General features: G+C 71.1%; 19 protein-coding genes and 1 riboswitch. Of the genes, 17 read left to right on the top strand and 2 right to left on the bottom strand.

Annotated elements, in window-relative coordinates; genetic code table 11:
* Positions 1 to 38: 38 nt before the first annotated feature.
* On the bottom strand, positions 39 to 275 hold the full coding sequence (locus ACIOC1_RS16200; protein WP_355335565.1) for a DUF397 domain-containing protein: 237 nt from the start codon (positions 273 to 275) through the stop codon (positions 39 to 41).
* Positions 276 to 647: 372 nt separating this feature from the next.
* Here ACIOC1_RS16200 and ACIOC1_RS16205 point away from each other — a divergent pair, with 372 nt between their 5' ends.
* The 4 genes from ACIOC1_RS16205 (at position 648) to ACIOC1_RS16220 (ending at position 5,225) form a co-directional block, all read left to right on the top strand.
* The gene (locus ACIOC1_RS16205) at positions 648 to 2,735 is read left to right on the top strand and encodes a GTP-binding protein (protein WP_401854794.1); all 2,088 of its coding nucleotides are present in this window, start codon (positions 648 to 650) and stop codon (positions 2,733 to 2,735) included.
* 256 nt (positions 2,736 to 2,991) lie between these two features.
* Positions 2,992 to 3,846: an LmeA family phospholipid-binding protein gene (locus tag ACIOC1_RS16210; RefSeq protein ID WP_401854797.1), complete on the top strand. Its 855-nt coding sequence runs from the start codon at positions 2,992 to 2,994 to the stop codon at positions 3,844 to 3,846.
* 133 nt (positions 3,847 to 3,979) lie between these two features.
* Entirely contained in the window at positions 3,980 to 4,633 is a 654-nt protein-coding gene (locus ACIOC1_RS16215) for a hypothetical protein (protein WP_401308015.1), read from the top strand.
* Positions 4,634 to 4,730: 97 nt separating this feature from the next.
* Complete coding sequence (locus tag ACIOC1_RS16220; RefSeq protein ID WP_401308018.1) at positions 4,731 to 5,225, top strand: DUF1269 domain-containing protein; 495 nt, start codon at positions 4,731 to 4,733, stop codon at positions 5,223 to 5,225.
* Positions 5,226 to 5,252: 27 nt separating this feature from the next.
* Here ACIOC1_RS16220 and ligD read toward each other — a convergent pair whose 3' ends face one another.
* Positions 5,253 to 6,143, bottom strand: a complete 891-nt coding sequence (ligD, locus tag ACIOC1_RS16225; protein ID WP_355335577.1) for a non-homologous end-joining DNA ligase — start codon at positions 6,141 to 6,143, stop codon at positions 5,253 to 5,255.
* Positions 6,144 to 6,181: 38 nt separating this feature from the next.
* Between ligD and ACIOC1_RS16230 the strand changes: the two genes are divergently transcribed.
* The 13 genes from ACIOC1_RS16230 to ACIOC1_RS16290 all read left to right on the top strand — a co-directional run bounded on the left by ACIOC1_RS16230 (position 6,182) and on the right by ACIOC1_RS16290 (position 23,028).
* A complete protein-coding gene (locus ACIOC1_RS16230) occupies positions 6,182 to 7,360 on the top strand; it encodes a Ku protein (protein WP_401854800.1) in 1,179 nt (392 codons plus the stop codon).
* A 248-nt stretch (positions 7,361 to 7,608) separates the two neighbouring features.
* Positions 7,609 to 8,628, top strand: a complete 1,020-nt coding sequence (locus ACIOC1_RS16235; protein WP_355335582.1) for a LacI family DNA-binding transcriptional regulator — start codon at positions 7,609 to 7,611, stop codon at positions 8,626 to 8,628.
* A gap of 400 nt (positions 8,629 to 9,028) precedes the next feature.
* A complete protein-coding gene (locus tag ACIOC1_RS16240) occupies positions 9,029 to 10,393 on the top strand; it encodes an ABC transporter substrate-binding protein (protein WP_401854803.1) in 1,365 nt (454 codons plus the stop codon).
* Positions 10,390 to 11,361, top strand: a complete 972-nt coding sequence (locus ACIOC1_RS16245; RefSeq protein WP_391051199.1) for an ABC transporter permease subunit — start codon at positions 10,390 to 10,392, stop codon at positions 11,359 to 11,361. Before ACIOC1_RS16240 ends, ACIOC1_RS16245 begins: the two co-directional genes overlap by 4 nt.
* A 13-nt stretch (positions 11,362 to 11,374) precedes the next feature.
* Positions 11,375 to 12,262 (top strand): carbohydrate ABC transporter permease, encoded by an 888-nt coding sequence (locus ACIOC1_RS16250; RefSeq protein ID WP_355335587.1) that lies wholly within the window; start codon positions 11,375 to 11,377, stop codon positions 12,260 to 12,262.
* A gap of 82 nt (positions 12,263 to 12,344) precedes the next feature.
* The gene (locus ACIOC1_RS16255; RefSeq protein ID WP_401854807.1) at positions 12,345 to 15,338 is read left to right on the top strand and encodes a carbohydrate-binding protein; all 2,994 of its coding nucleotides are present in this window, start codon (positions 12,345 to 12,347) and stop codon (positions 15,336 to 15,338) included.
* Between the two features lie 111 nt (positions 15,339 to 15,449).
* On the top strand, positions 15,450 to 17,120 hold the full coding sequence (locus ACIOC1_RS16260) for an alpha-amylase family glycosyl hydrolase (RefSeq protein WP_355335592.1): 1,671 nt from the start codon (positions 15,450 to 15,452) through the stop codon (positions 17,118 to 17,120).
* 541 nt (positions 17,121 to 17,661) lie between these two features.
* Positions 17,662 to 18,708 carry an amino acid ABC transporter permease gene (locus ACIOC1_RS16265; RefSeq protein ID WP_355335595.1) on the top strand — a complete coding sequence of 349 codons (1,047 nt, stop codon included), beginning with the start codon at positions 17,662 to 17,664 and terminating at the stop codon, positions 18,706 to 18,708.
* Positions 18,705 to 19,517 (top strand): ATP-binding cassette domain-containing protein, encoded by an 813-nt coding sequence (locus ACIOC1_RS16270; protein WP_391051191.1) that lies wholly within the window; start codon positions 18,705 to 18,707, stop codon positions 19,515 to 19,517. Before ACIOC1_RS16265 ends, ACIOC1_RS16270 begins: the two co-directional genes overlap by 4 nt.
* 132 nt (positions 19,518 to 19,649) lie before the next feature.
* Complete coding sequence (locus ACIOC1_RS16275; RefSeq protein ID WP_355335599.1) at positions 19,650 to 20,675, top strand: transporter substrate-binding domain-containing protein; 1,026 nt, start codon at positions 19,650 to 19,652, stop codon at positions 20,673 to 20,675.
* 53 nt (positions 20,676 to 20,728) lie between these two features.
* Positions 20,729 to 21,844: an FAD-dependent oxidoreductase gene (locus ACIOC1_RS16280; protein WP_401854811.1), complete on the top strand. Its 1,116-nt coding sequence runs from the start codon at positions 20,729 to 20,731 to the stop codon at positions 21,842 to 21,844.
* Positions 21,845 to 21,888: 44 nt separating this feature from the next.
* Positions 21,889 to 22,680 carry a GNAT family N-acetyltransferase gene (locus ACIOC1_RS16285; protein WP_401854814.1) on the top strand — a complete coding sequence of 264 codons (792 nt, stop codon included), beginning with the start codon at positions 21,889 to 21,891 and terminating at the stop codon, positions 22,678 to 22,680.
* A gap of 70 nt (positions 22,681 to 22,750) precedes the next feature.
* Positions 22,751 to 22,862, top strand: a riboswitch (SAM riboswitch).
* Positions 22,863 to 22,896: 34 nt separating this feature from the next.
* Positions 22,897 to 23,028 carry a putative leader peptide gene (locus tag ACIOC1_RS16290; protein WP_355335606.1) on the top strand — a complete coding sequence of 44 codons (132 nt, stop codon included), beginning with the start codon at positions 22,897 to 22,899 and terminating at the stop codon, positions 23,026 to 23,028.
* Positions 23,029 to 23,123 lie beyond the last annotated feature (95 nt).

The raw sequence follows: 23,123 nt of genomic DNA on the forward strand, positions 1-23,123 counted from the left end.
GTCATTCACTCAGACGGACGCGCCTGAGCGTAACCGCCTCACGCAGTGAGGAAGTCGAAGTCCCCGTCCTTGGCGCCACCGATGAAGGCGACCATCTCGTCGTGCGTGTAGACGAGCGCGGGACCGTGCGGGTCACGGGAGTTGCGGAACGCAACGCCGCCATCAGGCAGTTTGGCCGCCTCGACGCAGTTGCCGCTCTGATTGCTCCGCCCGCTCTTGACCCACTCGACACCCGGGATCTCGTCCGCCCGCACTCCGTTGTCGAACTGCTTCATCCGGCACCACTCCTCTGTGAGTTGTACTCGATCGCTCGCAGTCACAAGCATGCCCGCGACCGCAACTGCGGATGCAATTCCAGATGCAATTGCATCCAAAGTCGTCCCGCTGATGATACTGACAACGGAGGTGTGATCGAGACTCCTGAGCCCCACCAGTACGTGAAGAAACGGCGGAGGACGAGGCACGGACGCCCTCGTACGCGGACAAAACCGGTTGTCCGTCGCGTACGGCTCTGCTGTACTCCCGACGACAGTCCAACGGCCCCCGTACGACCGGACCGGCCGACCGTACCCAGGAGATGATCATGCGCGGAACTTCAGTCCCCACCCAGACGGCACCTCCCACCGATCTAGAGGACTTGAAGCTTCTTGCGTACGTTGAACCTCGGCATCCTGGCGCACGTCGACGCCGGTAAGACCAGCCTGACCGAGCGGCTGCTGTTCGCCGCCGGAGTCATCGACGAGGTCGGCAGCGTCGACGACGGCAGCACGCGGACCGACACCCTGGCGCTGGAGCGCCGACGCGGCATCACCATCAAATCGGCCGTCGTCTCCTTCGAGGTCGACGACGTCACCGTCAATCTCATCGACACCCCCGGCCACCCGGACTTCATCGCCGAGGTGGAGCGCGTGCTGAGCGTGCTCGACGGCGCGGTGCTGGTGATCTCCGCGGTCGAGGGCGTGCAGGCGCAGACCCGCGTCCTGATGCGGACGCTGCGACGACTGCGCATCCCCGTCCTGATCTTCGTCAACAAGACCGACCGCCGCGGCGCCCGCTGCGACGAGGTGCTGCGGAGCGTCCGGGGCAAGCTCGCGCCAACGGCCTTCCCGATGGGCCGGGTTGAGCAATCCGGCACGCGGGGCGCGCGCAGCGTCCCGTTCACCGCCGCCGACCCGGACTTCGTCGCCGGTCTGGCCGGCCTGCTCGCCGAGCACGACGACGCGCTCCTCGCCGACTACGTGGCCGACGAGTCCGCGGTCTCGTACGGCCGGGTGCGCGCCGAGTTGGCGGCGCAGACCGCGCGCGGACAGGTGCATCCGGTCTTCTTCGGTTCCGCGATCACCGGCGCGGGCGTCGCCGCGCTGGCGGCCGGTCTCACCGAACTGCTGCCCGCGGCGGCCGGGGACGCCCACGGCCCGGTCTCGGGGCGGGTGTTCAAGATCGAGCGCGGCCCGACCGGTGAACGGACCGCGTACGTACGGCTGTTCTCCGGGACGGTACGCACGCGGGACCGGCTGCCGTTCGGCCCGGACTCCGCGGTGGGCAGCGAGAAGGGGCATAGGGACAACGGTGCCGACGGTGCCGACGGTCCCGACGGGGCCGGGTCGGCCGGCGAGGCCAAGGTCACCGGCATCAGCGTCTTCGAGCGGGGCGCCGCCGTGCCCGCCGCGTCCGTCTCGGCTGGGCGGATCGCGCTGCTCAAGGGCCTGGCCGACATCAGGATCGGTGACACGGTCGGCGATCCGGGCGCCGCTCCCCCGGACGGCCGGCACTTCTCGCCGCCGACGCTGGAGACGGTGGTCGTTCCCACCCGCGCGGCCGACAGGGGGACGCTGCATGGGGCGCTCGCCCAACTCGCCGAGCAGGACCCGCTGATCAATCTGCGGCTGGACGGAGTGCGGCAGGAGATCTCGGTCTCGCTCTACGGCGAGGTGCAGAAGGAGGTCGTCCAGGCCACGCTGGCCGACGAGTTCGGGGTCGATGTCACCTTCCGCGAGACCACGACGATCTGCGTCGAGCGCGTGGTGGGCTCCGGCGAGGCCGTCGAGTTCAACAAGAAGGACGCCAATCCGTTCCTCGCGACGGTCGGGCTGCGCGTCGAGCCCGCGCCGCCGGGGTCAGGGGTGGCGTTCCGCCTCGGGGTCGAACTCGGCTCCATGCCCTACTCGTTCTTCAAGGCCGTCGAGGAGACCGTGCGCGAGACGCTGCGCCAGGGCGTCCACGGCTGGGAGGTGATCGACTGCGTCGTGACGATGACGCACTCCGGCTACTCGCCCCGGCAGAGCCACGCGCACGCCGTGTTCGACAAGAGCATGTCCAGTACGTCGGGCGACTTCCGCGATCTGACGCCGCTGGTGCTGATGGACGCGCTGCGCGGGGCCGGGACCAGGGTGCACGAGCCGATGCACGTCTTCCGGCTCGACGTCCCCGCCGACACCTTCGGCGCGCTGCTGGCCGTCCTGTCCCGGCTCCGCGCCGTACCGCGCGCACCCGAGCCGCAGGGCGACTCGTACGTCCTGGAAGGCGTGGTCCCGGCCGCGCGGGTGCATGAACTGGAGCAGTCGTTGCCGACGCTCACGCACGGCGAGGGCGTCCTGGAGTCGGCCTTCGACCACTACGAGCCGGTGGTCGGCGCGGTGCCGGAGCGGCCCCGGACCGACCTCGACCCGCTGAACCGCAAGGACTACCTGTTGCAGGTGCGGCGCCGGGTGAGCGCGGGCCAGGAGGAGGCATGAGGCGTGTCCCCGGGCGCGGCGGGGCGCGGAACGGGTACGGCGGGGCGCGGGACGGGTACGGCGGGCGGGTCATGACCGCGGGCGCGCTCGGGACGGCCCGGCGGGCGGCGCCGACGATTCGGGCGGGCCCGTAGGCTGAGTCCGGCGGAGCCGCCGACCGGCAGGCGCGGCACGGTGGATCGGCCACGGGTCCGGCCCGGCCGCCGCCCGCCCCGCACCCGCCGCCCCCGCACCATCGGATCGGACACCGCGCATCGTGAAGCCCCGCCCGGCACGTCGTACCGCCACGCCCGACCGCGCGTCGGCACGTCCGCCCGGCCGTACGGCGGCGGCCAGCGCGCCGGGCGCGGAGCCCGGCGGGGACGCCGGTGCCGGCCGGCGGTCGGCGCCGCGCCGCAGGCGGCTCGTCGTCACGGCCGTCGTGGCCGCGCTGCTCACCGGCGCCGCGACCGCCGTCGACCTGGCCGTCGAGCACACCGCGCGCGGCCGTATCGCCGAGGCGGTGGCCTGCCGCCTGAAGCCCACGGGACCGGTGACCGCCGAGCTGACCAGCGCCTTCGCCGGGCTCCGGGTGCTCACGGGGAATCTCGGCAGCGCGCACATCGCCGCCGACGGTGTGCGCAGGGGCGACAGCGAGGTGAATGTGGCGGTCGACCTGCACGACGTGTCGACCGACGGCACGACCAGCGGCGGCACGGCGACCGCGACCATCGCCTACGCCGAGTTGCAGAAGCGGCTGGCCGCGCGGGACGGCAAGGTCGCGGGGCTGGCCGTGGGCGGCGACGGCGGCGGGCTCGTACTCACCGGCAGCATCGGCGGTCTGCGCCTGCCGATCACCGTGCACACCCGCGTCACGACCGGGAAGGACGGTCTCACGGTCACCCCGACCACCGTCCGCGTGCTCGGCCGGGACGTCGCCGTCGCCGATCTGGCGTCGCTGCCCGGCGGCGGCGATCTGGCCGGGCGCCTGGGCCCGCGCACCGTGGCCCTCCCCGAACTGCCCGACGGCGTACGGCTGACCGGCGCGCGCACCGACGGTACGGGGCTCGCGCTCTCCCTGGAGCTCGCGCGGGGCGCGGCGGGCAAGGACAAGGACGCCGCCTGCGCGTGAGCGCCTCGGTGCTCAGTGCGCCAGCGCCACGACGCCGGGCGGGACCGCGTCCCCGTGAGCCGCCCACGACACGTATCCGGCGCGCGGAAAATCCCTCGCGGGGCGGCCGGGTCCGCGCGGTACGGTGCCTGGCATGCCGGAAACCGCTGACCACACGACCGGGCCCGTCACGGCCGACGACCTCGACCGCTCCGTCCAGCTCGCCGTCGCCGCCCTGCGCGAGGCGCCCGCGTCGGCGTGGGAGGACCGCAAGGCCGGGTCGCTGGAGTGGGACTGCTGGGAGACGGTGGAGCACCTGGCCGACGACCTGTTCGCGTACGCGGCCCAACTGGGCCCGAGGCAGCCCCCGTTGAGCACGGACGTGCCCTTCTCCTGGTCGCCGCGCCGGCCGGGCGGCCCGCCCAACGCCATCCACGCGGACCGGAAGGCGGGCCCGGAGGGCCTGTTGCAGGTGCTGGAGGCGACCGGCGCGCTGCTGGTGGCCATGGCGCGTACGGCGTCGCCCGAGGTCCGCGCCCACCACAGCTACGGCGTCTCCGACCCCGAGGGCTTCGCCGCGATGGGCATCGTGGAGACCCTGGTCCACACCTACGACCTGGCGGCCGGGCTCGGCCTCGCCTGGAATCCGCCCGCCGATGTGTGCGCGAGGGCGCTGGCCCGGCTGTTCCCGCACGTCCCGCTGACCGCGGACCCCTGGTCCACCCTGCTGTGGGCCACCGGCCGGATCGACCTCCCCGACCACCCGCGCGTCACGTCCTGGCGCTGGTACGGCGCGCCCCGGCCGTAACCCGCCGCCCCGTACCCGGCGGCGCCTCTCCCCCTGCCCGAACCCCGAAACGGACATATCGTGCATCCTGTCGCCCCACGCCACTAGGAGGCCCGAGATGTCCGAACTCATCGTGATCGGTTACGAGGACCCGTCCGTCGCCAAAGACGCCTACACCGCCGTGCAGAATCTCCAGAACGACTACGTGGTCAATCTGACCGGTCTGGCCATCGTCTCGGTGGACGAGGAGGGCAAGACGCACGTCGACACCCCGAGCAAGATCGTCGGCGTGTCCGCCGCGTCGGGCGCGCTGTGGGGCATGGTCTTCGGCATCCTCTTCCTCGTCCCCGGCCTGGGCCTGCTCATGGGCGCCGCGATGGGCGGGCTGCTCGGCAAGCTGGGCAAGTCCGGGATCGACGACCAGTTCCGCGGCCAGGTGCAGGCGCTGCTCACGCCGGGCACGACCGCGGTCGTGATCATGGCTTCGAAGATCACCGAGGACAAGTTCGCCGACGCCATGCAGGCCTACGGCGGCACGCTGCTCAAGACCTCGCTCTCGGACGAGGACGAGGAGGAGCTGTCGGAGCACCTGGCGGGCGCCCAGCAGAAGTGACACCGCCCCGCGCGGCCCCGCCTCCGTTCAGTGCGGCGGCAGCGGGGCCGCGCGGGCGGGGTCGAGGAGCGGTGCGAGCAGGTCGCCCTCGACGCTGAGCCGCGCGGGCAGGTCGGCCAGGGTGAAGGTGAGGTCGTCCGGGGTGTGCGCGGCGGCGATCTCCGGCCAGGACAGCGGCGCGGAGACGGTCGGCGTCGGGCGGGCGCGGACGGTGTACGGGGCCGCGGTGGTCTTGTTCCCCGAATTCTGCGACCAGTCGATGAAGACCCGGCCGGAGCGCGCGGCCTTCGTCATCCGGGAGATCACCCGGTCCGGGTGCCGGGCCTCCAGTTCCTGCGCGACCCGTTTGGCGTAGGCGGTCGCCGTCGCCGGGGTCGCGTCCCGCAGCGCGGCGAGCAGGTGCAGGCCCTTGGAGCCGCTGGTCTTGGCCCAGATCTCGATGCCGTCCTCCGCCAGCCGTTCCCTGAGCAGCAGTGCCACCCGGCAGCAGTCCACGACCGTGCAGCCGTCGCCGGGGTCGAGATCGAGGACCAGCCGGTCGGCGACGCCGGGTTCGTCGGCGCGCCACTGCGGGGTGTGCAGTTCGACGCAGGCCAGATTGGCCGCCCACATCAGCGTCGGCAGGTCGTTGACCTGGACCTGCTCCATGAATTCGCCGCTGCGCCTGACGGACTGCGAGACGGTCACCCAGTCGGGCGTACCGGCGGGCGGCCGTTTCTGGAAGAAACGCTTGCCGTCCACACCGTCCGGGGTGCGGACGAAGCTGACGGGACGGCCGCTGACGTACGGCAGCAGGCCGGTGGCGACGCTCGCGTAGTAGTGCAGCAGCTCGCCCTTGGTGGTGCCGGTCTCCGGCCAGAGCACCCGTTCGAGGTGGCTGACCTTGATCCGACGACCCTCGACTTCCGTGATCGGCATATCATAAAGGTCCCATAGCCTGACAAAAAGGACTCGCTATGCGCAGTGTCTGGTCGGGGAATCTGGCCTTCGGGCTGGTTTCCATACCCGTGAAGCTCGGTTCCGCCGTGTCCAGCCACAAGATCAGCTTCCGGCAGGTCCACCTCACCGACCAGGGCCGGGTGCGGTACCAGAAGACCTGTGAGCTGGACGAGGAGGTCCTGACCGCCGCCGACATCGGCCGCGCGTACGAGACGCCGGACGAGCAGCTGGTCGAGATCACCGACGCCGATCTCAGGGCGCTGCCGCTGCCGACCGCGAAGACCATCGAAGTGAGCGGTTTCCTCGACGCGGCCTCCGTCGACGCGATGCAGCTCGACACCCCGTACTTCCTGGCCCCCGCCTCCCCCGCCGCGAACAAGCCGTATGTGCTGATGCGGGAGGCGCTGGCGCGCGCGGGCAAGGCCGCGGTCGGCAAATTCGCCATGCGCAACTCCGAGCATCTGGCGCTGATCCGCGCCCACGACGACGTCCTGCTGCTCCAGACCCTGCGCTGGCCCGACGAGTTGAACTCCCCCGCGGAGGCCGCCCCCAAGGGCAGTGTCAGCATCAGCGATTCGGAGCTGAAGCTCGCCGACACCCTCATCTCGGCGCTCGGCGAGGCGGATCTGACGAGCTATCACGACGAGTACGCGCAGGCCGTGGAGGCGCTGGTCACCGCGAAGCTGGAGGGTTCCGAGCTTCCGGCGGCCGAACAGGCCGGACCGGGCAAGGTGGTCGACCTGATGGCCGCGCTGCGCGCGTCGGTGGAACAGGCGAAGGGCGGGCGCGGCGAGGGCGCGGGGGCGGGCACCTCGGGTGCCTCCGGTGCGTCCGGTGCTTCCGCTACGGACGAGGCGGCGGACGGCGACGACCGCACCGGGCACGCCAGCGTCACCGAACTGAAGTCGTCCCGCAGGTCCGGCGCGAAGAAGACGGCGGCCGGGAAGAAGGCGACCGCCTCGAAGTCGAGCGGTACGCGATCGGGCGGCACGGGGTCGAGTGGCACGGGGTCGAGCGGTACGCGGTCGGCCGGGGCGAAGTCCGCGAGCGCCAAGTCGGCGGGGACGAAGTCGACGGCGTCGAAGACGTCCGCCGCGAAGGGCGGCACCTCGAAGGCGGGCGCGCGGAAGACCGCGGCCACGAAGAAGACCGCCGCCGCGAAGAAGACGGCCGCCTCCCGGCGGAAGGCGGGCTGATCCGCCGCCGGGACGCGAACCCGTCCCCGGTAGACCCCTGATCCGCCCGTCCGTCCGCGAGGCGCGCCCGGACCCGGCCTCCCGCGCGAGCCCGCGCGCCTCCGGACGGCCCCGCGCGCCTCCGGACGGCCCCGCGCGCCTCCGGACGGCCTCACTCCCCTCCCCGCATGATCTTCCTCTGCGCAAGTCGCGTCATTTTCTTGCGTTACTGATCTTTGTTTTTGCGCACCATCCTGTAGATTGCCTCTGTGACGAAACGACTCTCCCAAGTGGCCAGGTTCGCGGGTGTCAGCGAGGCGACGGTCAGCCGTGTGCTGAACGGCAGCCCTGACGTGGCGCAGTCGACGCGGGACTCCGTGCTCACCGCACTGGACGTCTTCGGGTTCGAGCGGCCCGCGCGGATGCGCAGCGCGCGGGCGCCGCTGGTCGGCCTTGTCGTCCCTGACCTGCAAAATCCCATCTTCCCGGCGTTCACCGAGGCGCTGGCGGGGGCGCTGAACAAGCGGGGGCTGATCCCGGTGCTGTGCACCAGGACCGCGGACGGCGTCTCGGAGGCGCATTACATCCAGATGCTGCTGGAGCAGAACATCGAGGGGATCATCTTCGTCGGCGCGAGCTACGCGGACGCAGGGCCGGAGCACGGGCGGGACCTGCGCGAGCGCCAGGTGCCGATCGTGCTGATCAACGCGGCGGACGAGAACCGGCAGATATCCCAGGTCTCGGTGGACGACGCGGCGGCCTCCGAGCAGGCGCTGACGCATCTGACGGGACTGGGCCACGAGCGGATCGGCCTGGTCCTCGGACCGGTGGGGCATGTCCCCTCGGCCCGCAAACTCGCAGGTTATGCGGCTTTCTGGGAGCAGCGGGGGCTGTCGCCCGCGGACTGGCGGCCCCTGGTGGCGCACGCGATGTTCTCGATGGAGGGCGGGGCGACGGCGATGCCCCGGCTGTTCGCGGAGGGGGTCACCGCGGTGGTGTGCGCGAGTGACGCGCTCGCGCTCGGCGCGATCCGGGCGGCCCGGCGGCACGGGATGAAAGTCCCGGACGATCTGTCGGTGATCGGTTTCGACGACTCGCTGTACATGGTGGCGACCGACCCGCCGCTGACCACCTCGCGCCAGCCGGTGCAGGCGATGGCCGCCGCGGCCATCGCGTCGCTCGTCACACAGATCGACGGCCACGCGGTCACCGACGAGGTGATGCTCTTCGAACCGGAGCTGATCGTGCGCGGCTCCACCCGGATGCGCAAGGTCGTGAAAAGCGGCTGACCTGCACCGTCGTCCGTAGGGCGACGGCTTTCCGACTCCGCGCGAGGGCGGGGCGCCAGGACCGGTTCACGGTCCCGGAGCCCCGCCCTCCGCGTATGCGCTCGCGCCCTCTGCCGGTCCCGCGCCGACCCGCGTCCGGCGACGGGCGGACGCGTACCGCCGCCCGTCCGGACACCCCGGCCGGCCCGCGTGTCGATGACACTGCGTTACGAGCACAAATCCTCCGGATTACTTTCTTGCACAGATTGATTGACATCTTGCGTGACCCGATCCTACTGTCGGCGCCAACGCCAGGCGGCCGGACGTCCTGGTAACCCCGCCGTTACGCAAGCGGACGCAAGCGCACTCGCCCCTCGGGACGGGTACGTCCGCTGCCGTTTCCCAGGAAGGTCCGATCCCCATGGACGGCTCCAGAACCCGCCCCGCCCTCGGCGTCACCGCCATCGCCATCTCGCTGGTCCTCGGCGTCACCGCATGCGGCGGCGGCTCGTCCCACTCCTCCGGGGCGGACAAGGACGGCGTGGTCACGATCAGCGTGAACGGGCTGCCTCCGGCCACCCAGACCGTCGACCGGAAGAACTTCGAGGACGACATCAAAGCCTTCGAAGCGAGCCACCCGAAGATCAGGATCGACGCCCGTGAGGGTCTGATGGACCCGAAGACCTTCGCCGCGAAGCTCGCGGGCGGGCAGTTGGAGGACGTCTACTACGTCTACTTCACCGATCCCGCGGGGCTCATCCAGCGCCACCAGGCCGCCGACATCACCGCGCAGCTCAAGGACTTCCCCGCCCTGAACGACGTGCGGCCGGAATTGCAGAGCGTCTTCAAGGACGCGGGCGGCAAGGTCTACGGCCTGCCCACCGGCAACTACTCGCTCGGACTGGTCTACAACCGGGCGCTGTTCACCAAGGCCGGGCTCGACCCGGACAAGCCGCCGACCACCTGGGACGAGGTCCGCGCCGACGCCAAGAAGATCAGCGCGCTCGGCGACGGCACCACCGGCTACGCCGAGTTCAGCAAGAACAACCAGGGCGGCTGGCACCTCACCTCGTGGATCTACTCCGAGGGCGGCGACGTCGCGGTGAAGGACGGCGGCGCCTGGAAGGCCGCGTTCAACAGCGACGCGGGCCGCAAGGCGCTCCAGACGCTGCACGACATGCGCTGGACCGACCGGTCGATGGGCACCAGGCAGCTCCTGGAGATCCCCGACGTGCAGAAGATGATGGGCGCGGGCAAGCTCGGGATGTACATGGCGGGCCCGGACAACATCCCCACGATCGTCAAGCAGTTCGAGCGGAAGTACGACGACTACGGGCTGGCCGCGCTGCCCGGCACCGCGACGCTCGGCGGCGGTGACGGCTTCATGTTCAACCCGAAGGACAGCCCGGCGAAGATCAAGGCCGGTCTCACCTGGATCCAGTGGAAGTACCTCGACCCGGACCGTGAGGAGGAGATCACCAAGAAGTCGGCGGGCACCGACATACCGATCGGCCTGCCGCAGCCGAACCTGTGGAGCGGGGCCGGCCAGGCGAAGGTCGACGCGGCGCACAAGAAGTACGCGAACGTGCCGCAGAAGAACTACCAGCCGTTCGTGGACCGCAGCGGCGAGGTCGCGGTGAAGGTCGAGCCGCCGAACGCCCAGCAGATCTACACCGTGCTCGACGGTGTCATGCAGGCGGTGCTCACCAAGAAGGACGCGGACATCGACGAGCTTCTCAGCGACGCCGAGAAGAAGGTCAACACCATCCTGGCCACGGTCAAGTGACAGCCGAACCGCTGACGTCGGCCCGCGCCGCCACCGCGCGGACGCCGAAGGCGCCTGCCGGGGCGGGACGGTCCGGCCGGTCCCGCCCCTCGCGGGACCGGCTGCGCCGGGCCGTCGTCGACAACCTGGTGGCGTATCTCTTCCTGGTCGCGGGCGTCGCCGCCTTCGCGGTGTTCTCCTGGTACCCGATCGTCCGCGGTGTGCTGCTCAGCTTCCAGCAGGTCAACTACGCGGAACCGGCGCGGTGGGTGGGCCTGGACAACTTCCACCGCCTGTTCGCCGACCCGCTGTTCGTCACCGCGTGGCGCAACACCGCGTACTTCAGCCTGCTGGCCCTGGTCTTCGGCTTCGCGGCGCCGTTCGTGACCGCGATCGTGCTCAACGAACTGCGGCACGGCAAGGCGTACTTGCGGATGACGGTCTATCTGCCGGTGATGCTGCCGCCGATCGTCACGATGCTGCTGTGGCGCTGGTTCTACGATCCGGGGCCCGGCCTGTTCAACAACGTGCTGCGGATCGCGCACCTGCCCGCGCAGTCGTGGCTGGAGTCGCAGAATCTGTCGATGATCTCGCTGGTCCTGGTCTCCACCTGGGCCAACATGGGCACCACCACGCTGATCTACCTCGCGGCGCTCGGCGGTGTGCCGGGCGAGCTGTACGAGGCCGCCGAGCTGGACGGCGCGACGGTACGGCAGCGGCTGTGGCATGTGACGATCCCTCAGATGCGGTTCATCCTGATGATCACGCTGCTGCTCCAGGTGATCGGCACCATGCAGGTGTTCATCGAGCCGTTCGTGCTGACCGGCGGCGGACCCGACGACGCGACCGTGACCGTACTGCTCCTGCTGTACCGCTACGCGTTCGTCTACAACGACTTCGGCCTGGCCAGCGCGATGAGCACGGTGCTCTTCGTGGTGCTGGGGATCTTCGCCGGGGTGTACCTGCGGCTGACCCGCAGCAAGGGCTGAGAGGGGAACGACCATGGCCGCACAGACCGCTGTCCGCACGCTGATCGCGCCGACCGAGATGAACCGCCGCACGGGGAGGTTCCTCTACCGGTTCGTGCTGGGCGCGACGCTGCTCGGCTTCACCGCCGCCTTTCTCTTCCCGCTGTACTGGATGGCCTCGGGCGCGCTCAAGTCGTCGTCGGAACTGGCCCAGCCGAGGCCGACGATGGTGCCGCACTCCTGGCATCCGGAGGCGTACTCCGAAGCCTGGTCGTCGGTCGGGCTCGGCCACTACTTCCTCAACACGCTGCTGCTGGCGGCCGGGGCGTGGGCCTGTCAGCTCGTGGTCGACGTGGCCGCCGCGTACTCGCTGTCCAAGCTGCGGCCGGTGCTGGGCAATGTGGTGCTCGCCATGATGCTGGCGACGCTGATGCTGCCGGTGTCGGCGCTGCTGGTGCCGACGTATCTGACCGTCGTGGACGTGCCGTTGATCCACGTCAATCTCATCAACACACCGATGGCCGTCTGGCTGCCGGCCTGCGCCAACGCCTTCAACATCTTCATCCTCAAGCGGTTCTTCGACCAGATCCCCACCGAACTGCTGGACTCCGCCCGGATCGACGGCGCGGGCACGGTACGGATCCTCGTGTCGCTGGTGCTGCCGCTGTCCCGGCCGGTGCTCGCGGTCGTGTCGATCTTCGCGGTGGTCGGTGTCTGGAAGGACTTCCTCTGGCCGATGCTCGTGCTGCCCGATCCCGCGAAGCAGCCGATCACGGTCGCCCTGAACCGGTTGGCGGACGACATGCCCGCCAACCAGTTGCTGGCCGGAATGGTGATGGCGAGCATTCCGCTGCTCGTCCTCTTCCTCATCTTCCAGCGCAGCATCATCAACGGCCTCACCGCGGGCAGCCTCAAGGGCTGACCGGGCGCGGGCCCGCGCTCACCCCCCACGCATGGCAACCCCCGCCGCACGACGTCGTGCGGTGCTCAGGGAAGGATCACCCATGTCTCCAAGCGCCCCAACCCACCGCGCCAGAACGCTCGCGGCGGTGCTGCCCGCGGTGCTCGCGGTGCTGATCGCACTGCTGGTCTGGCAGGCGTCGCCGTCGGCGCACGCCGCGACCACGGTCGTCGAGGCGGAGTCCGCGACGCTGTCCGGCGGCGCGGTCGTCGCCACCGACCACACCGGCTACACGGGCAACGGCTTCGTCGGCGGCTACACCGACGCCAACAAGGGCACCGCGTCCACCGCCTTCCGGGTCACCGCCACCTCGGCGGGAGCCGGAAGCGTCAGGATCCGTTACGCAAACGGCACCACCACCACCATGACGCTCAGCCTCTACGTCAACGGTGCCAAGATCCGCCAGATCAGCCTCCCCGCCACCGCCAACTGGGACACCTGGACCACCACCGACCAGGCCATCACCTACACGGCGGGTACCAACACGATCGCGCTCACCTTCACCACCGCCGACAGCGGCAACGTGAACGTCGACAACATCACCGCGACGACGCCCAGCGGCAGCACCACACCGCCCGCAACGACCGGTCAACTGGAGGCGGAGTCCGCGTCGTTGAGCGGCGGGGCCGTCGTCAGCAGTGACCACACCGGCTACACGGGCAGCGGATTCGTCAGCGGCTACACCGACGCCAACAAGGGCACGGCCTCGACCGGCTTCACGGTCAGCTCGGCCGTCGCGGGCGCCGGAAGCGTCACCATCCGTTACGCCAACGGCACCACCGCCACCATGACGCTCAGCCTCTACGTCAACGGTGCCAAGATCCGCCAGATCAGCCTCCCCGCCACCGCCAACTGGGACACCTGGACCACCACCGACCAGGCCGTCACCTACACAGCGGGCACCAACACCATCGCGCTCACCTTCACCACCGCCGACAGCGGCAACGTGAACCTGGACAACGTCGTGGTGACGACGCCGACGACGAGTACGACGCCGCCGACCACACCTCCCACGACGCCGCCCACCACACCCCCGGCCGGTTCGCTCACGCACCAGGCGGAGGACGCGTACTTCTCGGGCGGGCCGAGCGTGGCCACGACCGCCTCGGGGTTCAGCGGCAGCGGGTATCTGACGGGCTTCGGCGCGCAGGGCGCGCGGGTGGTCTTCGCCGTCAGCGCGCCCGGCGCGGCGAGCTATCCGGTGGCGGTCGCGTACCGGACCGGGAGCGGTTCCGCCGCGTCGATCACGCTGACGGCCAACGGGCTGAAGGTGGCGCAGGTCGCGCTGCCGGGTACGGGCGGGGCGTGGTCGACGGCCACGGTCAGCGCGCCGCTGCGGGCCGGGCTCAACACGCTGACGCTGCGCACCGAATCCGGTGACTCGGGCGCGCCCGACATCGACGGCGTCGCGGTGACCGGCTCGGTCGCCAACGCCACGCGCGGCGCCACGGTGCCGTACACGTCCTACGAGGCGGAGAGCGGCACCACCAACGCGAGCACGATCGGCCCCGACCGCACCTATCTGACGGTGGCGTCCGAGGCGTCGGGACGCAAGGCGGTGGTGCTCAACAGCACCGGCCAGTATGTGCAGTTCACCCTGACCAAGCCCGCCAACGCGATGACGCTGCGCTACTCGATCCCGGACAACGCGGCGGGCACCGGCACCTCGGCGCAGCTCAGCCTCTACGCCAACGGCAGCAAGGTCCGCGACCTCGACCTGTCGTCGAAGTACGCCTGGGTGTACGGCGGTTACCCGTACAACAACGACCCCTCGCAGGGCTCGGCGCACCACTTCTTCGACGAGTCGCGGTTCAAGATCGGGGACTTCCCGGCCGGGACGGTGCTCAAGCTCCAGAAGGACGCGGGCAGCACCGCCGCCTCGTACACCCTGGACCTGATGGAGACCGAGCAGGTCGCCGCGGACCAGGCCATGCCCGCGACCGGCTTCGTCTCCGCGACGACGCTCGGCGTCACCCCGAACGACGGGAGCGACGACACCTCGGCGCTCAACAGCGCGGTGGTGACGGCCACGTCGCAGGGCAAGGGCCTGTGGCTGCCCGCGGGCACGTACAACATCTCCGGGCACGTCAATCTGACCGGGGTCGCGCTGCGCGGCGCGGGCGAGTGGGCCACCGTGCTCCAGGGCCTCAACGGCAAGGGCGGGCTCTTCGGGCAGGGCGGCACCAACACCGTCCAGGACCTGACGATCTCCGGTGACGTGTCGTACCGCGACGACGCGAATTTCGACGCCGCGATCGAGGGCGACTTCGGCAACGGCTCGACCATCCAGGACGTGTGGATCGAGCACACCAAGGTCGGCCTGTGGATCGACGCGCCGACCAACGGCCTGTACGTGGGCGGCCTGCGAATCCGCGACACCGCCGCCGACGGCGTCAATCTGCACAAGGGCACCGCGAACACCGAGGTGTGGAACACCAGCGTTCGCAACACTGGGGACGACGGTCTCGCGATGTACTCCGAGGCGAGCGCGGTCACCAACTGCGCCTTCCGCTTCGACACCGTGCAGATGCCGCTGCTGGCGAACGCCGCCGCGATCTACGGCGGCAACGGCAACCGGATCGTGGACAGCGTCGTCGCCGACACGGTGACCGGGGCCTCCGGCATCGCGGTCAGCACCCGCAACTTCAATCCCGCGCCGGTCCCGTTCAGCGGCACCACCACCGTCGCGCGCAACACCCTGCTGCGCACCGGCGGCTACGAGCCGAACTGGCAGAGCAAGCTCGGCGCGCTGTGGATCTACGCCGACGGCTCCGACATCACGGCGCCCGTCGTGGTCAAGGACCTCGACATCACCGACAGCACCTACAGCGCGGTCCTGATCTCGTATCAGAAGACCGTCACCGGGCTGACGTTGAACAACGTCAAGATCCAGACGGCCGGCGCGTACGGCCTGGAGATCGACTCGAAGGGCTCCGGCACCTTCGGCGGCGTCACGGTCAGTGGCGCGGCCTCCGGCGGGCTCAGCACCACCGGGACCTTCACCATCAACCGGGGCTCCGGCAACACCGGCTGGTAACGCCCCCGCACACCCCGGTCCGCCCCGCACCCCTGACGGGGCGGACCGGCCCCCGCGCATGCCCTGCGGCCCTCCGGGCCCTGGCTCTCCACGACCGTCAAGGAGACTCCCGTGACACTGCCCGCCTCCCCCACCGCACCCGCCTGGTGGCGGCACGCCGCGATCTACCAGATCTATCTGCGCAGCTTCGCCGACGGCAACGGTGACGGCATGGGAGACCTCGCCGGGGTCCGCGAGCGCCTCCCCTACCTGCGGGATCTCGGCGTCGACGCGCTCTGGTTCAACCCCTGGTACGTCTCCCCGATGGCCGACGGCGGCTACGACGTCGCCGACTACCGTGACATCGACCCGATGTTCGGGACGCTCGCCGAGGCGGAGCGGCTCATCGTCGAGGCGCACGAGCAGGACCTGCGGGTCATCGTGGATCTGGTGCCCAACCACGCGTCCGACCAGCACCCCTGGTTCCGGGCCGCGTTGGCGGCGGGTCCGGACGCGGCCGAGCGGGAGCGCTTCTGGTTCCTGCCGGGCCGGGGCGCGGACGGCGAACTCCCGCCCAACGACTGGCAGTCGTACTTCGGCGGCGCCGCCTGGACCCGGATCACCGAGGCGGACGGCACGCCCGGCCCCTGGTACCTGCACATGTTCGCGCCCGAGCAGCCCGATCTGAACTGGGAACACCCGCAGGTGCGGGCGGAGTTCGAGAGCATCCTGCGGTTCTGGCTGGAGCGCGGCGTGGACGGCTTCCGGATCGACGTGGCGCACGGCCTGGCCAAGAAGCCGGGGCTGCCCGACGTCGGCCGGGACCCGGACGTCACCGACCTTCCCTACCAGGACTGCGACGCGGTGCACGAGATCTACCGCGACTGGCGGAAGATCGCCGACGGTTACGCGCGCAGCCCCCGGCCCGGCGGGGCGCCCGGCGAGCGGGTGTTCGTCGGCGAGGTGTGGCTGCCCACGCCCGAGCAGTTCGCCCGCTATCTGCGCCCCGACGAGCTGCACTCCGCCTTCAACTTCGAGTTCCTGTGCTGCGCTTGGGACGCGGCCGGGCTGCGCGAGGTCGTCGACGCCACGCTCGCCTCGCACCGGCTGGTGGGCGCGCCGCCCACCTGGGTGCTGTCCAACCACGACACGATCCGGCACGTGACGCGGTACGGCCGCGAGGACACGTCCTTCGACATGGGCGACAAGCGGCTCGGCTCGCCGAGCGACACCGTCCTCGGACGCCGCAGGGCCCGCGCCGCGGCGCTGCTCACGCTGGCCCTGCCGGGCGGTGTGTACGTCTACCAGGGCGACGAACTGGGCCTCGCCGAGGTCGAGGACATACCCGACCACCTGATCCAGGACCCGACGTATGCCCGCTCCGGGGGCCGCGACCGTGGCCGGGACGGCTGCCGGGTGCCGCTGCCGTGGTCGGCGGAGCCGGTCTCGCTGGGCTTCTCGCCGGACGGCGCGAGCGCCGGTCCGTGGCTGCCGCAGCCCGCCGAATGGTCGGGGCGGTCCGTCGCGGCCCAGCAGGGCGATCCGCACTCCGTGCTCGCCCTGTACCGGGCCGGTCTCGCGCTGCGCGGGGAGTACCTCCGGTGGCTGCCGGAGACGCTGGAGTGGGTGGACGCGGGTCCCGGCACGGTGGCCTTCCGCCGGGACGGCGGCTTCCAGTGCCTGGTCAACCTGTCCGCCGAGCCGGTCGCGCTCCCCGCCGGGCTCCGGGTGCTGCTGGCCAGCGGCCCGCTGGAGGACGGCCTGCTGCCCTCCGACACCTGCGTCTGGCTGACCGCCGAATGACCGGCGCGCCCGCGCGCTGATCCCACGAGCCCCGGCCCGTCCCCGCTGATCGCGTAGAAGACCGCGTCCCCCTCCGATCCCGCGGAAGACCCCCTCCCCGCCGATCCCCGTGTCCCGTCCCGGCCGACCGCCGGGGGACGCGGGGATTTGTGCGTGGCGGTCGCCGGACCGCGCGTCCCACCTGGCGGAATTCACAACGCGTTCATTGACGTGGCACGCGCCACCTGGCTGACTTACGCCCAGGCCGGACCGCTGTCCGGCCCGGACTCACGACGCGAGGCCCCTACGGGCCGGCACAAGGGGAGGTGACCAGGGTGTACGCAGCTACGAGGACGGCCGCCGCCTGGCGCCGTCATCTCCGGGACGACGCGTACCGCAACCGGCACATCGACCTGCTGCGTGTCAGCAGCGCTCTGTGTCGACGCTGAATCCCGGGCCCGCCGCACGCTTCTGACGCGTTGTCACATCGGGCCCCCGCGCACTCCACCGCCCCTTCTCATGGGGCGGCTGCCGACGTCTCCCTTCGCGCTGGAGTTCCCCGATGAGCGAGCCACCCCGCCCCGCCGTGCCCGCGGGCGCGACCGACACCGCCGTGCCGGAAGGCACGACCGACACCGTCACCACCCCTGCTCCACCGCCGCCGCGCACCCCGCCCGCCGACGACAGACGCGTCGGCCGGTCGGCGCAGCGCGTCGTCCCGCTGCGGCACCCCTGGCGCTGGGCGCTGACCGCCGTCGCCCTGGTGCTCGTCGCGCAGATCACGCACGGCCTGGTCACCAACCCCTTCTTCCAGTGGGACCGCTTCCGCTACTGGTTCCTGCGGCCGGTGATCCTGGACGGGCTGCTGGTCACGCTCCAAGTCGCCGCCTGGAGCGCCCTGTTCGGGCTGCTCGGCGGCATCCTGCTCGCCCTGTGCCGACTGTCCAGGAGCCCGGTGCTGCGCTCGGTGAGCTGGATCTACATCTGGCTGTTCCGCTCGGTGCCGCTGATCGTCATCCTCCTGTTCCTGTTCAACTTCTCCTCGCTGTACGCCACATTGAGTCTGGGCGTGCCCTTCGGTCCCGGCTTCGTGCACTTCGACGAGTCGCGGCTGGCCACCGACATGGTGGTGGCCGTGGTCGGCATCAGCCTCAACGAGGCCGCCTACGCCGCCGAAGTGGTGCGCGCCGGAGTGCTCTCGGTGGACCAGGGACAGCACGAGGCCGCCGCCGCGCTCGGCCTGCCGCGCGGCTACCAGTTCACCCGGATCGTCTTCCCGCAGGCGCTGCGGGCGATCGTGCCCTCGTACGTCAACCAGTTGATCGGGCTGATCAAGAGCACCTCGCTGGTCTTCTACGTCTCCCTGCTCGACCTCTTCGGCAAGGTGGAGAGCATGGGCAGTACGTATCCGGGTGACGTCGTCCCGCTGCTGCTGGTGGCGACCGTCTGGTACGTGATCCTGACCAGCGTCGTCTCGGTGGTCCAGTTCTACGTCGAGCGGTACTTCTCACGCGGCGCGCTGCGGACCGTACCGCCGACGCCGTTGCAACGGCTGCGTACGGCAGTGCGCGATCTGCGGGCGCGCGCCGAGATCGGATCGATCGCATGAGCGCCGACCGCGTCCCCGCCGACACGTTGGTCACCGCGGTGACCGCGCGCCCCGCCGCCGTGACCGTCCACGACGCGCACAAGTGGTACGGCACGCACCAGGTGCTCTCCGGTGTCGATCTGACCGTGCAGCCCGGACAGGTGACGGTGATCCTCGGCCCGTCGGGCTCCGGCAAGTCGACGCTGCTGCGGGCGATCAACCACCTGGAGAAGCTGGACATCGGCTACGTCAGCCTCAACGGCGAGCCGATCGGCGTACGGCACCACCGCGGCCGGCTCAAGGAGATCAGCGAGCGGGCGATCCTCGCCCAGCGCCGCCGGATCGGCTTCGTCTTCCAGGGCTTCAACCTCTTCCCGCACCTCAGCGTGCTGGACAACGTGGCCGCAGCGCCGGTCGCGGCCCGGCAGAAGACCAGGGCCGAGGCGGAGGAACTGGCCCGCGCGCTGCTCGGCCGGGTCGGGCTCGCCGACAAGGTCGACGCCTATCCCCGGCAGCTCTCCGGCGGCCAGCAGCAGCGGGTGGCCATCGCCCGCGCGCTGGCCCTCGAACCCGGCGTCATCCTCTTCGACGAGCCGACCTCGGCGCTCGACCCCGAACTCGTCGGCGAGGTACTGGCAGTCATCCGTGATCTCGCCACCAGCGGTACGACGCTGATCGTCGTCACGCACGAGATCGGCTTCGCCCGCGAGGTCGCCGACACCGTCGTCTTCCTGGACGGCGGCCGGATCGTCGAACAGGGCCCGCCCGACCAGGTGTTGGACAACCCCCGGCACCCCAGGACCCGCGAATTCCTCAGCAAGGTCCTCTGAACCCTCCTCCGAACCCCCGTACGCCGCGGGCCAAGGCGCGGACACAGGCGCCTTCCACAGCGACGGCCGCCAGCCCGCGGGCGCCCGATACGTCACCCCCCGCACATCCGCTCACCATCAGCGAGGTTCACCATGCCCGACATCCGTACCACCGCCACCAGACGCGTCGCCGCGGGCATCGCCGTCGCCGCCCTCACCTTCGGCCTCGCCGCCTGCGGCAGCGACAGCGGCTCGGACGCCGCGGCACCGGCCGCCGCGGACGCCAAGGGCACCGTCGTGGTCGGCGCGCAGTCCAACGGCGCCGCCAAGGAGATCACGCTCACCGTCCCGGAGGTCGCCGCCATCCGCGCCGAGCTGCCCAAGTCCGTGCTCGACAGCAAGCAACTCGTCATCGGCCTGGGCTTCCTGCCCGCCGGCTCGCCGCCGATCGGCTACGTCGGCGCGGACCAGAAGACCATCACCGGCTCCGAGCCCGACCTCGGCCGGCTGATCGCCGCCGTCTTCGGCCTCAAGCCCGTGCTGTCCAACGCCACCTGGGACAACCTCTTCGTCGGCATCGACAGCGGCAAGACCGATGTCGGCTTCTCCAACATCACCGACACCGAGCAGCGCAAGGAGAAGTACGACTTCGCCAGCTACCGGCAGGACAACCTCGGCTTCGAGGTGAAGAAGAGCGACACCTGGAACTTCGACGGCACCTACCGCAGCCTGGCGGGCAAGACCGTCGCGGTCGGCGCGGGCACCAACCAGGAGAAGATCCTGCTGAAGTGGCAGAGCGAGCTGAAGGCCGACGGCAAGAAGCTCACGATCAAGTACTTCCAGGACTCCAACAGCACCTATCTGGCGCTCAACTCCGGCCGGATCGACGCCTACTTCGCGCCCAACCCGAGCATCGCCTACCACGGCACGCAGACCGCGGGCTCGCCGAACGCCACCCGCAGCGCGGGCAAGTTCTCCGGCGCCGGGGCGTCCCTGCAAGGGCTGATCTGCGCCACGGCGAAGAAGGACAGCGGCCTGGCCAAGCCCCTGGCCGACGCGATCAACCACCTGATCAAGAATGGTCAGTACGCGCAGTGGCTCGCCGCGTGGAATCTGGCCAACGAAGCGGTGCCCGCCTCGCTGGTCAACCCGCCGGGGCTGCCGCTGACCAACTCCTGACCCCGTACCGGCCGCGGCACGGCCCCGCACCGACCGAAAGGAAGTCGACCGCCATGACACGCAGGAAAGTCGTCGTCGTCGGAGGCGGGGCCATGGGCTCGTCCGCGGCCTGGCACCTCGCCTCGCGCGGCGCCGAGGTCACGCTGCTCGAACAGTTCGCGCCCGGCCACGACCGGGGCAGCTCGCACGGCAGCTCCCGGATCTTCCGGCTCGCGTACGCCGATCCGTTCTACGTCGGCCTCGCCGTACGGGCGCTTCCGCTGTGGCGGCGGCTCCAGGACGAGACGGGCAGCACCGTACTGACCCTGACCGGGGCCGTCGACCACGGGCCCGCGCGGGCCGTCGCGGCGCTGCGGGACGCGCTGCGCGGGGCCGGGCGGCCCAGCCAGGAGCTGACCGCGCGGGCCGCCGCCGAGCGCTGGCCGGGGCTCGTCGCGGACACCACCGCGCTGTTCCACCCCGAGGCCGGGCGGCTGCACGCCGACGACGCGGTGGCCGCCTTCCAGCAGGCCGCGCGGGCCAAGGGCGCGACCGTACGGCACGGCGTCAAGGTCGGCGCGCTGCGGCGGCGCGGCTCGGGCGCCGAGGTGGTCACCGCGCAGGACGAGGTGATCGCCGCGGACGCCGTGGTCGTGGCCGTCGGCGGCTGGGCGGCCCGCACGCTCGGCCAGGTCACCGAGGGCCCGCCGCCGCTGCGCGTCACCCAGGAGCAGCCGGTGCACTTCCCCGCCCCCGACGCGCCGGACTGGCCCGCCTTCATCCACCACGGCGGGGCCGGTATCGACGAGGCCGCGGGCGTGTACGGCCTCGGCAGCGCCGACGGGGTGAAGGCCGGATTCCACGGGATCGGCCCGGTCGTGGACCCGGACGACCGGGACCGCACGCCCGATCCCGTGGTCCTCGGCAGGCTCCAGGAGTACGCCGCCCGGTGGCTGCCCGGTGTCGATCACACCCGGCCCACCCCGGTGACCTGCTTGTACACCACGACCCCCGATCATGACTTCGTGATCGACCGTGTGGGACCTTTCACCGTCCTCGCGGGATTTTCCGGGCACGGATTCAAGTTCGCATCAGTGGTCGGCGAAATCGCCGCCGACCTCGTGGACGGCCGTCCGGGGTCAGGACGGTTCGCGATCGGCCGCCCCTACCGCCCGGCGACAGCGCAGTGACGGCGACGCGCCGTACGACAGCAGAACGGAGAGTCACGGCGACCATGTCGACCAGCCTTCAGCACCCGCAGCAGCAGCCCCAGAACCCCGGACCCGCCGGCGACCAGGTCTTTCCCGCGTCGCCGCACCCTCTGGACAACCCCGCCTGGGCCGCGCTGACCGGGGCGCATCGCCATCTCGCGCAGATCGTCGGCTCCGCCGCGCGCTACCCGGAGGACGTCTCGCCCTTCGTGGCGCTCGCCGACCCCGCCGATCCGGCCGCGTGGGCGGACCTCGCCGCCCTCATGGGTCCCGGCGCGACCTTCGCGCTGGCCGGCGTCCCGGCCACGCCCGACGGGTGGCGCAGCGAGTGGGGAGCCGAGGGCGTGCAGCTCGTCGGGACCGACGCGCTGCTGGACGAGGCCGATCCGGAGGCGCGCCCGCTCGGCCCTGCGGACGTACCGGAGATGCTGGACCTGGTCGAGCGGACCAAGCCGGGTCCGTTCAGGCAGCGCACCATCGAGCTGGGCGCCTACTACGGCATCCGCCGCGACGGAAAGCTCGTGGCCATGGCCGGTGAGCGGCTGCGGCTCGACGGCTGGACCGAGATCAGCGCCGTGTGCACCGACGACGCGTTCCGCGGCCAGGGCCTGGCGTCCCGGCTGGTGCGGCACACGGCGGCCGGGATCCGCGGCCGGGGCGACCGCCCGTTCCTGCACGCGGCGGGCAGCAACGTCAACGCCATCCGGCTCTACGAGTCGATCGGCTTCGCGCTGCGCCGCACCACGCACTTCCGGGGCGTACGGGTGCCGGGCGGCGACGGCGACGCGGAAGGCACCGGCGGCGCGGGCGAATGAACGCCGGTGACGGACACCGGTGACGGACGCCATTGCGCGGGACGGTATCCGCGAGATAGCGTCGAATTCAGGTGATGAGTGTCAGCGACAAGCCCTGGCTGGCTGACCGGCAACCCTCCCTCGCGGCGGGGTGCTCCAGGTGACAACCAGGCGGGTCCCGACCGGACCCGCAAGCGCGACTCCGGTACGGCCCCCGGCCGTACCGCCCGGACGGGGGTGACGACAGTGCGAGCGGACTTCGACCGCGCCGACGTGCGCACCCTCGTCCCGCGCGGACCCGTCGTGCATCTGTACGGGCGCCAGCACATCGATCTCCAGCGCGTCGCCGGCGCGCTCTGTTGCGCCTGATCTGACCCCGCCGACGCGACCGCCATGGGGCGGCCGTGTCCTCCTCCGGTCGATCAGGAAGGCACTTCGCCGTGTCCGCACACCCGTCATCCCTG

Origin of the sequence: Streptomyces sp. NPDC088197, assembly GCF_044741185.1 — a bacterium.
GTDB lineage: Bacteria > Actinomycetota > Actinomycetes > Streptomycetales > Streptomycetaceae > Actinacidiphila.